10 protein-coding genes are annotated in these 12844 nt (G+C 66.8%); 5 read left to right on the plus strand and 5 right to left on the minus strand.

What is annotated here, in order from left to right:
* Positions 1-101: 101 nt before the first annotated feature.
* Together AC5JJ2_RS19560 and AC5JJ2_RS19565 are read right to left on the minus strand one after the other, a co-directional pair.
* Positions 102-1502 (minus strand): hypothetical protein, encoded by a 1401-nt coding sequence (locus AC5JJ2_RS19560; RefSeq protein WP_495859708.1) that lies wholly within the window; start codon positions 1500-1502, stop codon positions 102-104.
* Positions 1499-2221 (minus strand): glycosyltransferase family 2 protein, encoded by a 723-nt coding sequence (locus AC5JJ2_RS19565; protein WP_495859709.1) that lies wholly within the window; start codon positions 2219-2221, stop codon positions 1499-1501. The genes AC5JJ2_RS19560 and AC5JJ2_RS19565 overlap by 4 nt, the downstream gene beginning before the upstream one ends.
* Before the next feature lie 200 nt (positions 2222-2421).
* Between AC5JJ2_RS19565 and AC5JJ2_RS19570 the strand changes: the two genes are divergently transcribed.
* Positions 2422-3318: a tetratricopeptide repeat protein gene (locus tag AC5JJ2_RS19570; protein ID WP_495859710.1), complete on the plus strand. Its 897-nt coding sequence runs from the start codon at positions 2422-2424 to the stop codon at positions 3316-3318.
* Between the two features lie 52 nt (positions 3319-3370).
* Here AC5JJ2_RS19570 and secA read toward each other — a convergent pair whose 3' ends face one another.
* On the minus strand, positions 3371-7177 hold the full coding sequence (gene secA, locus AC5JJ2_RS19575) for a preprotein translocase subunit SecA (protein ID WP_495859711.1): 3807 nt from the start codon (positions 7175-7177) through the stop codon (positions 3371-3373).
* A gap of 476 nt (positions 7178-7653) precedes the next feature.
* Between secA and AC5JJ2_RS19580 the strand changes: the two genes are divergently transcribed.
* The 4 genes from AC5JJ2_RS19580 to AC5JJ2_RS19595 all read left to right on the plus strand — a co-directional run bounded on the left by AC5JJ2_RS19580 (position 7654) and on the right by AC5JJ2_RS19595 (position 11210).
* Complete coding sequence (locus AC5JJ2_RS19580; RefSeq protein ID WP_495859712.1) at positions 7654-8616, plus strand: hypothetical protein; 963 nt, start codon at positions 7654-7656, stop codon at positions 8614-8616.
* 63 nt (positions 8617-8679) lie between these two features.
* On the plus strand, positions 8680-9279 hold the full coding sequence (locus AC5JJ2_RS19585; protein ID WP_495859713.1) for a TIGR02996 domain-containing protein: 600 nt from the start codon (positions 8680-8682) through the stop codon (positions 9277-9279).
* Between the two features lie 50 nt (positions 9280-9329).
* Complete coding sequence (locus AC5JJ2_RS19590) at positions 9330-9740, plus strand: archease (protein ID WP_495859714.1); 411 nt, start codon at positions 9330-9332, stop codon at positions 9738-9740.
* A 9-nt stretch (positions 9741-9749) separates the two neighbouring features.
* On the plus strand, positions 9750-11210 hold the full coding sequence (locus tag AC5JJ2_RS19595) for an RtcB family protein (protein ID WP_495859715.1): 1461 nt from the start codon (positions 9750-9752) through the stop codon (positions 11208-11210).
* Positions 11211-11317: 107 nt separating this feature from the next.
* On the opposite strand, the gene AC5JJ2_RS19600 is transcribed toward AC5JJ2_RS19595, so the two are convergent.
* Together AC5JJ2_RS19600 and AC5JJ2_RS19605 are read right to left on the minus strand one after the other, a co-directional pair.
* Positions 11318-11806 (minus strand): hypothetical protein, encoded by a 489-nt coding sequence (locus AC5JJ2_RS19600; RefSeq protein WP_495859716.1) that lies wholly within the window; start codon positions 11804-11806, stop codon positions 11318-11320.
* 18 nt (positions 11807-11824) lie between these two features.
* Positions 11825-12778 (minus strand): DUF1559 domain-containing protein, encoded by a 954-nt coding sequence (locus AC5JJ2_RS19605; RefSeq protein ID WP_495859717.1) that lies wholly within the window; start codon positions 12776-12778, stop codon positions 11825-11827.
* Positions 12779-12844 lie beyond the last annotated feature (66 nt).

The raw sequence follows: 12844 nt of genomic DNA on the forward strand, positions 1-12844 counted from the left end.
GGTGGTGTGTTGCCCGGGGTGTTGGGGGGGGGGGGGCGGGGGGCCCCCCCCCGGGGCCCCCCCCCCCCCGGCGGGGCCCCCCCCCCCCCCCCCCCACCACCCTACAAGACCGTCCTCGCCCGCTCCATCACATCTTGCATGAACGGCCGCAGCAAGAATTCGGGGTACAGCACCCACGAGAAATCCCGCCGTTGCAGGATCGCGTTCGCAGCGACCTCCGCCCGCACGCGGGTCAGGTTCACTTCCGCGTCCCGTAGTCGGTTTGCCACGTTCGGCCGCAACTTCTCCACCAGTACTCGAAACTCACGGTAATGTCGCCGCCGCCCGGCCCGGTCGGTAGGACTTTCCGCTAGAAGTTGGGCGTGATCCTGATCTGCCGGGAGATACCGCTGCGGGTTCCACTGCAGGTCGCGGACCAGTCGCTCCGCCTGCTTCAAGTCGTCGGGCGTCGAGGCGAACGTCGGCAGCGGCAGGTGCAGCGTCGCCGAGTGGACCTGGAACGCGGGCGGTTCGAGGCCGAAGTAGTCGCGGATGATGCGGTCCGTGACCTCGTCGTACTTGCCGCCGCCGATGCCGTGGATGAAGAAGTCGCCGAGGCACAGCCGCGCGAACAGCGTCAGCGTCAGCGCCCGCGGCCGGAGGTGGTCCGGCGAGGAAGTCGGCGTCGCCTTCTGCCGCCGGTTCTCGACGACGCTCCAGAACGGCGATTCGTTCTCGGCCAGGTCGGGGACCGGGTGCGTGCGGCTCCGCAGTCCGTGCTGTCGGCGGTACGCCTGGACCGCCGCGTTGTACGCCGCGCGAAACCGGTCGTGGTCCGCGAGCAGGTGGCGGGCGAAGTGGCGAAACGCTTCCGTGCGGGAAAGTTGGCTGACGGTTACTTCCGCGAGTTCGCAGCCCCACGCCCGCTCGAACGACTGCCGGGCCGCGACGAACCGCTTGCCGAGCGTCCGACCCTTCATGCGGGAGACGGCTTCCGCGAGGAGCGGCTGGTCGCCCCAGTTCCGCGTGATCGCCGAAACCTTTTCGCGGAACGATTCGAGCTGGGCCTCCTCCACCGTGAGCGTTTCCCACGTCGGCTCGCCGGAAACCTCAGCGAACGCGCAACTCGCGAGCCGCACCGCCGGCGGCTCCCACGCCTCCCACGCGGGCAGCTTGATGTCGGTCGCCTTCACCGTGTCGTTGTCCACGACGAGGTTCAGCGGCACGCCCCGCACCCGGCGGGCGAGGCCGAACGCGGCGAAGTTCTTCACCCACACGCCGGGGTGGAACAGTTCCGGCTGATGACCGGTGACGATCAGCGGGTGGTCGTGCGAGACGCCGAGGACTTCCCGGCGGGCCAGTTGTCGCAGGTCGCGGAGGGGAAGGCCGTCGATGCGAACGCGGTCGGTGGCGAGGAGTTGGCGGTTTCGTTCGATCAGTTCGGGGACCACCGCGAACGGCGGCTCGGCGAGGAGTTCGCGGTCCCGCTGCGGGGCGCGGAACCGGCGGTGCGGCGCGCTCACGCCATCTCCGGTAGGCAATCGAGACTCGGTTCCCACTCCCGCTCGGCCGCCTCGATCACGGACCGGTAGTACGCCAGCCGCTCGGTCGGGTCGTTCAGCACGCCGCCGAACGCCCGCGACGGGTCGAGGTACAGCCGCGGCACGCCGATCTCGCGGATGCGGAGGCCGGCCTTCGCCGCCTGCACCCACACTTCGAGCGGCATCCCCCAACCCGTCTCGGTGACGCACAGCCGCCGCAGGGCGTCGCGGCGGTACGCCTTGAACCCGCAGAACGCATCGGTGATTTCCAGCCCGAGTTTCTCGTTCAGCTCGCGGGTGATGGTCGCGTTGATGTACCGCCGGTCGGACGGGGCGGGCGTGTCCGTGCGGAAGTCGCGGAGGTAGCGGCTGCCGGAGACGATGTCCGAGTCGCCGACCTGTTCGAGCAGCACGGGAATCCGGTCCGGCTGGTGCTGGCCGTCGCAGTCCATCGTCACGAGCACGTCGTACCCGCGGGTGCGGGCGAAGTCGAACGCGCTCTTCAGGGCCGCGCCATACCCCCGGTTTCGGGCGTGCGTGACGCGGAAGATGCCCGGCTCGGCGTCGAGCAGCTTCGCCGTGCCGTCCGTCGAGCCGTCGTCCACGACGAGGATGTCGGACGAGTACTCGCGGACCTGGGCGAGCACGTCGCGGACGGACTTCGCCTCGTTGTAGATCGGGATCGCGGTGAGCCAACGCATCGTGAAGGGCCGCCTTTCCGGGTGCGAGTCGCGAGCGGTCGAAGCATTTTAGGCCCGCGGCCCGCCGTCCGACAAACATTCCGACGAGGCCGGTGTTCCACGGATACCGGCTGGGGAAGGGGCGGCTTACACGAAACCGTGATTCCGTTGGCCCGGCCGCCCGCGGCGTGGTACGAATGAACGAGCACGGAGGGTCAATCATGCGGTTCATCGTGGCGGTGGCGGCGGTGGCGGCGTGTCAGGCCTCGGCCGACGCGCAGGTGGTAGTCGCGGGCGGGTTCGGGCCGAAGGGCGGGGTCGCCTTCTCCGTCGGCGGGCCGCGGTTCCACGGGACCGGGTTCTGCACGAACCCGTTCGCCGGGTGCGGCCCGTATGCGTTCAGCCCGTGGGGGTTCTACGCGCCGTCGCCGCTGGTCGTGGTCGTGCCGCAGCCGGTGATCGTGCTGCCGCGGGGCTACGACCTGCACGGGTTCGACGACGGCCCGCCCCGGCCGGTCGAGCCGCGGCCGCCGGTGAACTTGAAGAACTGGCACGTCATTCAGCCGAAGAAGCCGCCGGAGTTCCCGGTGGTGGCCCGCCCGCCTGTGCCGAATCTGCCGCCGGACGAACGGGAGGCGGACCCGCGGCGGGAGGCGGCCCGGCAGGTGCGGGTCGCGCAGGCGGCGTTCGCGGCCGACGAGTACGGCCGGGCCGTGGAGCGGCTGGACGCCGCGATCCGGCTGACGCCGAACGAGCCGCTGCCGCACTTCCTGCTCGCGCAGGTACGATTCGCCCGCGGCGAGTACGCGGAGGCGGCCGCCGCGATCCGCGACGGGCTGAAGCTCGCCCCGGACTGGCCGGCGAGCGCGTTCTCGCCGAAGCCGCTGTACGCCGCGAACCCAGCGAGATTCGACGAGCAACTCGCGGAACTGCGGGCGGCCGCGGCCGTGCAGCCCGGCGACGTGACGGTGCAGTTCGTGCTGGCGTACCAGTTGTGGTTCAAGGGCGACCGCGACGAGGCGGCGAAGCTGTTCCGCACGCTCGCGCCGAAGGTCAAGGAGAAAGCGATGGTCGAGGCGTTTCTGAACGTCGCCGATGTGCGGCTAGTCAAGAAGTGAAATCTGGGCGAAAGCCCAGGCACGGCCGTGCCTGGGCTTTCGCCCGAACGTGTCAGTTCACCTGCTCCATCTTCATGTGGCAGTTCTTGTACTTCTTCCCGCTCCCGCACGGGCACGGGTCGTTGCGGCCGACCTTCGCCCCGACGTTGCGGATCGTTTCCACCTTCTTCACCTCGCCGCCGCCCGCGTTCGCGGCCGCCGACACCTGGGCCTGCTGCTCCGCCGACACCTGCGCCGCCCGCGCCCGCATCGCGCTCTCGGCCTGCCGGTGGACGGCCATCGCCCCGGCGTAGTACGCGCTCTGCACCTGCTCCTCGCCCACGTCCTCCATTTTGAACACCAGCTTCGTCGTCTTCTCGTGGATGCCGTCCCACATCATCTCGAACAGCTTCATCCCCTCCTTCTTGTACACGATCTTCGGGTCCTCCTGGGCGTACCCGGCCAGGCCAACGGTGCTGCGGAGGTGGTCCATCGTGAGCAGGTGGCTCTTCCACGCGCTGTCGAGTTCGTCCAGCACCAGCCGCCGCTCCATGTCGTGCATCTCGGGGCGGTAGTGCTCGTCGTAGGCGTTCAGCAGCACGTCGCGGGCCTTCTTCTCAGTCACGCCGGTCAGCGCCGCGGGATCGAGTTCGAGCTTCAACTCGGTCTTCGCCCACTCGACCAACTCGGCGGCGTCGCCGGCCTCGGACACCGTCGCGCCGCTGAACACGTCCTTCAGGTGCGCGTCGATCTCCGGGTAGTCCGCGGCGGGCATCGCGGCCTTGTTGATCTCCAGCAGCTTGTCCTTGATGATCGACCGCGGCTCCGTGCGGAACACGTCCTCGGCGACGGCCGGGCCGCGGAACCGGTGCATCGTCCAGCCGAGCAGTTGCTCGCGGTTCGGCCGGCGGTTCGGCGTCGTGCGTTCGGGGAGGTGTGCCGCCAGCCCGACCGTCACCGGGAACTCGATGTCCTTGTTCCGGTAGACCTCGCGGATTTTCTGCCGCAGCACGCCGCCGATCTCGTCGCGGTCCTGCCCCGCGAAGACCTTCGCGTCGATGTCCAGGCCGAACTGCTGCCGCGCCCAGTCGCCGAGCGAGTCGAGGCCGTACTGCCGGTCGAGGTAGCGGCGGCCGTCGGACAGGTCCACGGCCTCCACCGCCTTCTTCGCCGCGTCCTGAAGGTACTCGCCGAGGTTGTCCTTGCCAATTTTCTTCAGTTCCGCGACGCCGACCTTCAAGCCGAACCGCGTCTCGGCGACGCGGGCAAGCTCCTGCCACTTCCAGTCCTTCTCGTCGTCGCCGCCGAGGTTCTCGTCGATGGCCTCCTGGATGTAGATCGGGGCCGTGTCGAGCGCGCGGTCCTGCGCCACCTGCACGGCCTCCTCGAACGTGCAGCCCTTGAACTCGGCCGCGTCGAACTCCACCCCGAGGCGGCCGCTGGCGAACGCGGCGAAGCTGGCCGTGCCGTAGTCGTCGGCCGTGTACCGCTTCACCGCGTCGCGGATCTGCGCGTCGATCATGTCGAGGATCATGATCCGCGGGTTGCCGCCGTCCAGGATCGCCTGCCGGGCGGAGTACGTCCGCTTCCGCTGCGTGTCCATGACCTCGTCGTATTCGAGCAGGTTCTTCCGCTGGTCGAAGTGGTACTCCTCGACCTTCCGCTGGGCCTTCTCGATCTGCTTGGAGAGCATGTTGCTCTCGATCGCCTCGCCGTCCTTCAGCCCGATGAGGGGGCTATTCATCAGCCGCGCCATCCGCTCGCCGCCGAACAGCCGCATCAGTTCGTCTTGAAGGGAAAGATAAAAGCGCGACGAGCCGGGGTCGCCCTGCCGCCCGGCCCGGCCGCGGAGCTGGTTGTCGATCCGCCGGGACTCGTGCCGCTCCGTACCGATGATGTGCAGGCCGCCCATCTCGGCGACCTTGCGGCCCTCCTCCTTCATCTTCTCCTTCGCCTCGATCTCATCGACCGTCTTCTTCCACACGTCCTCCGGCACTTCCAGCCGTGTCGGGTAGAGCGGGCGGCTGTCGTCGTTCTTGAGCTGCTTCAGCCGCGCCCACGCGAGCGTCTCGGCGTTGCCGCCGAGGATGATGTCCGTGCCCCGGCCGGCCATGTTCGTGGAGATGGTCACGGCGTTCAGCCGCCCCGCCTGTGAGACGATCTCCGCCTCGCGGGAGACGTTCTCCGGCTTCGCGTTCAAAAGCTCGTGCTTGACGCCGCGCCGCTTCAGCATGGCGGACAGCGTCTCGCTCTTGGCCACGTCCGTCGTGCCGATGAGGATCGGCCGGCCGGTCTTGCTGATCTCCGCGACCTCGGCGACCACGCCGTCCCACTTGTCCTTCTCGTTCTTGTACACGAGGTCCGGGTGGTTCACCCGCTGGAGCGGCTTGTTCGTGGGGATCGCGACCACGTCGAGGTCGTAAATCTTGGCGAACTCGCTCGCCTCGGTCATGGCCGTCCCGGTCATTCCGCCGAGCTTGTTGTAAAGTTTGAAGAAGTTCTGCAGGGTGACGGTCGCGAGCGTCTGCGTCTCCTGCTTGATCTTCACCCCGTCCCGCCGGTGCTTGGATTCCACCGCCTGGTGCAGCCCGTCGCTCCACTGGCGGCCGAACATGGCCCGGCCGGTGAACTCGTCGATGATGATGATGCCGAGTTCGTTGTTCTCGCGCGGGTCCTGCGCGATCATGTAGTGCCGGTCCTTGTGGTACAGGTGGTGCGCCTTGATGGCGTTGTCCAGCAGGTGCGGCCACTCCATGTTGCCAGGCGTGTAGAAGCTCTCGACGCCGGCCAGCCGCTCGGCCTCGCGGACGCCGAGGTCGGTCAGGTGCGCGGACCGGTCCTTCTCCTTGATCTCGAAGTAAATCCCGCGGGGGACTTCCTTCACCTTCTCCGGGTCGAGCGTGCCGACGATGGGGAGGCCGTCGCCCTCCGTGCCGGTGAGCGTGGACTTGCCGGACGCCTTCATCTCCTGCCGGGCCTTCTTCTCCAGCTCAGTCAGCTTGCGGACGATCTCGTCGGCCTTCTCGTAGTTCTTCACGTCCGTGTACGCCGGACCGCTGATAATGAGCGGCGTCCGGGCCTCGTCGATGAGGATGTTGTCCACCTCGTCGATGATCGCGAAATTCAGCGGCGTCCGCTGAACCTGCCGGTAGTACGCGTCGTACTTCTCGTCGTCGAACCGGGCCGGCTTCATGTTGTCGCGGAGGTAGTCGAACCCGAACTCGGAGTTCGTGCCGTAAGTGATGTCGCACTCGTAGGCGTGCCGCCGGCGCTCCGGCTCCATGTCCGACTGGATGTACGCGGCCGTCACCCCGAGCGCCTGGTAGATCGGCAGCATCCACTCGCAGTCCCGGCGGGCGAGGTAGTCGTTCACCGTGATGACGTGGACGCCCTTGCCCTCGAGCGCGTTCAGGTACGCCGGCAGCGTGGCCACCAGCGTCTTCCCCTCGCCGGTGACCATCTCGGAGATGTTGCCGCGGTGCAGCACGACGCCGCCGACCATCTGCACGTCGTAGTGCCGCATCCCCTTCGCCCGCCGGGCCGCCTCCCGGCACGCGGCGAACGCCTCCGGCAGCACGTCCTCGAGCGTCGCCCCGGCCTTCAGCTGCTCCTTCAGCTTCGGCGTGATCGCCTTCAGCCCGTCGTCGTCGAGGGCCTTCATCGCGTCCTCGAACTTGTTGATCTTGTCGAGGATCGAGCCGGGGATGACGGTGTGCTGGAGGGCACTCTTCGGCCGCACGAACCCGACGGACTTGACCATCCGTTCGTTCGCGGACCCGAACAGCCGGGTAACGAAGCCGAGGCTGCCCTCGATGAACCCGTTGAACTTGTCGCCGAGCTTTTCGAGGAATCCGGATTCAACCTTCGTGTCGGTCGCCATTGGTCGTGCCTTCGGGCGTCGGGTGCGTAGTGGGCCAGAATGTCAGTCTAAGAATCGGGCGGGGAACGGGTCAATACAGACCGCGCGACCGGCAGAATTCGCCCAGGTTCTCGGACCGCTTCATCCGACAACGGACGCGGAGCTGGCGGAATCTCGCCGTGCGCGAAAATGGTCTCGGTTCCGTGCGAATCACAGGATAAGCTCGATGCCGGAATCATTGTCAAGAGGGTCGCGATGAGATACCGCCGCTTTCTCGCCCTGGCCGTCATCCTGGCTGTGCTGCTCGGCTGGGTCATCCTCCGGGTGGCGATGCCGGGCCTGCCCGAGAACCGTGGGCTGCCGCTCATCAAAATCGGTCCCGGCGGTGGGCCGGTCGCGGAGGCGTTCGACGCGGACGAGTACCTGAGCTACCGCGAGGCGTGCCGGGAAAAGAAGCTGGACCCCGTCGATCAATACGCGGTGGCGGCCAATACGCGGTGGCGGCGTTCTGGGCCGGGCGGGAGCTCGACGCCTACCGTGCGATCGACGGGGACGACAAGCCGAAGGCGTTCAAGTTGTGGACGCTCCGGTTGATTGACAAGTCGGGCAGTTCTACCTGGCCGAAAAACGACGCGAAGCACGGTCGCGCGCTTCAACTCCTTCGCGAATTGAACGACCTCAACCGGTCCGATCCTGTCGGCGAGTCGGAACCGTTCTCACAACTCATCTCCACATATCTCGTTTACTGCGAGGGCCGCTTCGAGGAAGCTGAGGCGGCGTTCGCGCGCTTACCCGCCGAGATGCAGTCCGGGGAGAAACGGGAATACGAGTCCATCTTCGGATGCCGGGTCGCTGGACTCTATCGCCGGAACCTGTGGCGCGAGGCATACGAGAAACTCGCGCCGCGTCGCCGCGTGTTTCAAGCGTTGGCCCATCGCATGTCGGCCGACAAGAAACATTCGGACATGCAAGCCCTGTTAGACACGCACCGTAAGCATTACCCGAACGACCCCGAGCGGGTCTACCACGAGGTCATTTTCAAGTCCGACACGAAGAAGCATTCCGAGGCGGTGGCTTTGGCCGAGGAGTTCTTGGACCCGAAGAATCGGGAAAAGATGCTGAAAAACGGCCCGCCTGAGTATCGAACGCTCCTGGGCTTCTACTCACTGGACATGCGGTTTCGCAAGGCGTATTCGCTCGTCATGTTGGGCCGACTCGACGAGGCGGAAGGAATGCTCGACTCGTTAATCATGACGTACCCGAGTCGCAACGAGTTTTTAAAGGTTCGGGTCGAGTTACTGATCGCGTTGCACAAGCACGACACGGAAAAAGTTGATCAAATCCTGTCCGCCGACCCCTACTGGGCGAACGGCATCTATATGGAAGACGACTACGCCACACCCTTTCTTTCGGAACCGTTCGCGGGCCTTCGCCAGAAGCATCCCCGGCCGACGAAGTGATTGCCCTCGGCCGTCGGCATCGGGTAGTGTGAACGGGTCGGCCCTCGTTCAGGATGACACCCAATGACCGCGCCTCCCGACGCACTCGCCCTGTTCCGCACCGTGCTGGCCAACCCGGCCGACGAGACGCCGAGGCTTGTGTTCGCCGACTGGCTGGAGGACTCCGGCCGGCCGCAGGACGCGGCGTGGGCCGGCTACCTCCGGGCCAACACGCTCGAACAAGGGACGGCATTCGACCCCGCCCGGCGGGACGGCTTCGTTGCTGGCGTGCGGGCGCGGCTGACGATTCCGGCCAGTGTCTTCGTCCGCCACCGTGATTTACTTAGCCGCTTACTGCCGCCGAAAAATGTGCGTGTCCGACTGTCCGACTTCGATCCTCATCCAGCAGCCGTCGAGCTACTACCTGCGGCGGTTGCGTTTGGACACCATCTGGTCCCGCTGACAACAGCTGGAAAGAAGATCGTCTTGGCTACTACCTACCCCGTTCAGGAAAGACTCGTCCCGTATCTCGGATACATTCTGAACCGCGACATCGAGCTTGTGGACGCCGAACCGTTTGAAGTCGAACGCTGCCTTGCGCATATCTACGGCGACTCGCGCCAGTACGAAATCATGGATTCAAACTTGGCGGAGTTCCACGACCCCTTCATCACGTTCACCTGAACCCCGTCCGCCCGTCCGCCCTCCATTCCGGCAACGAGTACGCCGCCGCCATGCACGAACTCTTCGAGCATACCGCCGACCTCGGCCTCCGCGTGACGGCCCCGACGCTCGACGCGCTGTTCGCCGAAGCCGGCGTCTGCCTCTTCTCGGCCGTCGTCGAGGACGTGACGACCATCCGCCCGCCCGCCACCGTAACCATCGAAATCGCCGGCGACGACCGCGAGTTCCTGCTGTTCGACTGGCTCCGCGAGCTTCTCCGCCGGTTCGAGATGGACGGCATGTTGTTCGCACACTTCGACGTGAAAGTCCGGCCCGACGGCCTCACCGCGACGATTAGGGGGGAACCCGTGGACCGCTCGCGGCATCCGTTGAGTCACGAAGTCAAGGCGATCACGTACCACGAACTGAAGGTCGAGCCGACCGCCGACGGGTGGCTGGCGGAAGTCATCGTGGACATTTAAGGGTTTGTCATGAAGGAAAGTTTCGCCGGGCCGCTGGAGCGGATCGACCCGTGCTGCGTCCGCATCCCGAAGAGCTACAAGCCGGGGATGCGGGTGGACGGCCTCATCTTCGCGAACGACCGGCTGCTCGATCAGATTCGCAAGGACCAGGCCGCCGACCAGGTCGCGAACGTCGCGTTCCTGCCGGGCATCCAGGGGCACAGCCTGGCGATGCCGGACATCCACTGGGGGTACGGATTCTGCATCGGCGGCGTCGCCGCGACCGACCCGGCCGAGGGCGGCGTCATATCGCCCGGCGGCATTGGGTACGACATCAACTGCGGCGTCCGCCTCGTGAAGACGAACCTCTTCCTCGACGACGTGAAGCCGCACTTGAAGGAACTGATCAAGGCCCTCTTCTACACCGTGCCGTCCGGCGTCGGGAAGAGCGGGAAGTACAAGTTCGACCCCAAGGAAACCCGCCGGCTCATGGGCGAGGGGCCGAAGTTCGTCGTCGGCCGCGACCTCGGCGTGCCGCGGGATTTGGAGTACACGGAGGCGAACGGGTTCATCGCCGACGGCGACCCGGATCAGGTGACGGACCACGCCGTCAAGCGCGGGGCGGAGCAATGCGGCACGCTCGGCAGTGGCAATCACTTCCTGGAAGTGCAGGTCGTCGATGCCGTCATCGACGGCGACGTGGCGAAGGTCTTCGGCCTCGAATTGAACCAGGTCTGCGTGATGATCCACAGCGGCAGCCGCGGCCTCGGCTACCAGGTGTGCGACGACGGCCTCGCGGCGTTCCGCGGCCTCGACAAGAAGTACGGCATCGACCTGCCGGACCGCCAGCTCGCCTGCGCCCCGGCCGAGTCGCCGGAGGGCCGGAAGTACATCGCCGCGATGCGGGCGGCCGCGAACTACGGGTTCTGCAACCGGCAACTGCTCATGCAGCAGGCCCGCGAGGTGTTCGCCCACGTCTTCGGCCGGTCGTGGGAAGACCTGGACATGTACCAGCTTTACGACGTGGCCCACAACATCGCGAAGCTGGAGGAACACACCGTTGACGGCAAGCTCAAGAAGGTGTGGGTCCACCGCAAGGGGGCGACGCGGGCGTTCCCGGCCGGCCACCCGGAGGTCCCGGCGCAGTTCCGGAGCGTCGGGCAGCCGGTCATCATCCCCGGTGACATGGGCCGGGCGTCGTGGGTGCTGGTCGGCGCGCCGGGCAGCATGGCGAAGACGTTCGGCACGACGTGCCACGGGGCGGGTCGCGCGATGAGCCGGACGGCGGCGGTGAAGGCCGCGGCCGGCAAGCGGATCGACAAGGAGCTGGAGAGCCGCGGCGTGATCGCGATGGCGAGCAGCCGCCACGGCCTCGCGGAGGAGCAGCCGAACGCGTACAAGAACGTGGACCACGTCGTCGAGGTGGTCCACGAGGCGGACCTCTCGCGGAAGGTGGCGCGGATGCGGCCGATCGGTGTGATTAAGGGGTGATAGTAGTAGGCACACTCCGTGTGCCGTTTCCTTCATGTCGCGGCGCGTTCGTCCGAGTCGCCGCGGCCGACAGGAAACGGCACACGGAGTGTGCCTACTACTATGGCTCAGTTCCGGCCCGGAATCCCTTCGGACATCCCGGCCGGCTTCGTGACCTTCGCGATCTTGAACGGCGGGAGGTCGCCCTTGCCCTTCGCGATCCGCACCTTCAGGTTCGAGTGCATGGCGTCGTACCAACCCTTGAACAGGTCGGTGTCCTCGCTTTCCTCGTCCCCGACGTTGTTCACGTCGTGCGGCTTCGACCCGTCGAGCACGACCTGGTAGCCGCCCTCCGGCGCGCCGTCGTCCTTCGCGTAGGTCGTCAGCTTGAACTTCCCCTCGGCGTCGGTGACGCCGTTCGCGTACTGCGGAATCCGCGGCAGGTTCGGGGCGTCCATCGGCACGAGCGTCACCCGCACGCCGGCGGCCGGCTTGCCGTCGTAGATCACCTGCCCGGTCACCGGGACGACCTCGACCGGCCCCGTCTCCGCCGCCGGCTCGCCGCACCCGGCCGCGGCCGCGGCCGCCACCAGCATCAACCACTTGAAGTGTCGCATCGGTCGGCCTCCGGGGGGTTAGTCGATCACGGCGATGTCGCCGCCCTGACGGTTGAGCAACTTCACGAACTGGCGGATGTCCATGTTCGCCTTGATGAAGTGGACCGAGCCGTCCGCGAAGACGTGCATCGCCCCGCCGGTGTGGAAGCTGTACACCTCGTTCCCGTTGTTGCAGTTCGTGTGGCACGGGCCGGGCGCGGTCACGCCGTCGCTCGGCTGCGCCCCGTGGGTGGCGTAGGCGTTCGCCCGGTCCGCCCACCCGCCGTCCGTGCCGATGTCCGGGGTCACGAGCCGGCCGAACACGTACCGGTCCGGGCGGCCGGCGCACTCGGAGATGACGGCCGTGTTCGACGCCCCGTCGTGGATGTCCGCCAGGCTCCAGGCCGCGTTCGTTTCCAGCACGCCGTCCCGCAGCTTGTTGTGGCCGAGGGCGTCCACGTACAGCGGCTCGAGGTTGGAGGCGTAGGCGTTGTTCGGGGCGTAGTCCGTCGGCGGGGCCGCCACCGGGACGCCGCGGACGGTCTTGTTACACGTCTTGTCCGGGTTCGGATTGCTCGGGCAAATGAACACGTTCAGCTTCGTGGAGATCGCCGCCGTGTTCGCCTCCCAGTTGATCTTCATGTCGTACTGGGCGGCCAGGTTGTTCTGCTCCAGGTACGGCAGGATGAACGGCGTCCAACTGTGGATCACGTTCCCGACGAGGCCGAGCCGCCGGGCCGTCTTGGCGTAACTCGGGTCCGTGCCGGACGTGTGGTCCATCGCCCCCGGCGGGAGGAACCCGTTCGCCGAGTTGTAGTTGTGCAGGGCGAGGCCGATCTGCTTCAGGTTGTTCGTACACTTCGTCCGGGCGGCCGACTCGCGGACCTTCTGAATCGCCGGGAGCAACAGGCCGATCAGGATCGCGATGATCGCGATCACGACGAGTAACTCGATCAGCGTGAACCCGCGGCGGGCGGGGGCCAAATTCTTCATGGATGAGTTCCGTAGAGGCTGTTTCACAACTGGTCTTGCACTAACTCCCGCCCTTGCGGCATGATG

The organism is Limnoglobus sp., from assembly GCF_059499385.1.

Coding starts and splice junctions, on each gene's coding strand:
- AC5JJ2_RS19565 (WP_495859709.1), bottom strand. CDS start 2,221: ATGCGTTGGCTCACCGCGATCCCGATCTACAACGAGGCGAAGTCCGTC.
- AC5JJ2_RS19570 (WP_495859710.1), top strand. CDS start 2,422: ATGCGGTTCATCGTGGCGGTGGCGGCGGTGGCGGCGTGTCAGGCCTCG.
- secA (WP_495859711.1), bottom strand. CDS start 7,177: ATGGCGACCGACACGAAGGTTGAATCCGGATTCCTCGAAAAGCTCGGC.
- AC5JJ2_RS19585 (WP_495859713.1), top strand. CDS start 8,680: ATGACCGCGCCTCCCGACGCACTCGCCCTGTTCCGCACCGTGCTGGCC.
- AC5JJ2_RS19590 (WP_495859714.1), top strand. CDS start 9,330: ATGCACGAACTCTTCGAGCATACCGCCGACCTCGGCCTCCGCGTGACG.
- AC5JJ2_RS19595 (WP_495859715.1), top strand. CDS start 9,750: ATGAAGGAAAGTTTCGCCGGGCCGCTGGAGCGGATCGACCCGTGCTGC.
- AC5JJ2_RS19600 (WP_495859716.1), bottom strand. CDS start 11,806: ATGCGACACTTCAAGTGGTTGATGCTGGTGGCGGCCGCGGCCGCGGCC.
- AC5JJ2_RS19605 (WP_495859717.1), bottom strand. CDS start 12,778: ATGAAGAATTTGGCCCCCGCCCGCCGCGGGTTCACGCTGATCGAGTTA.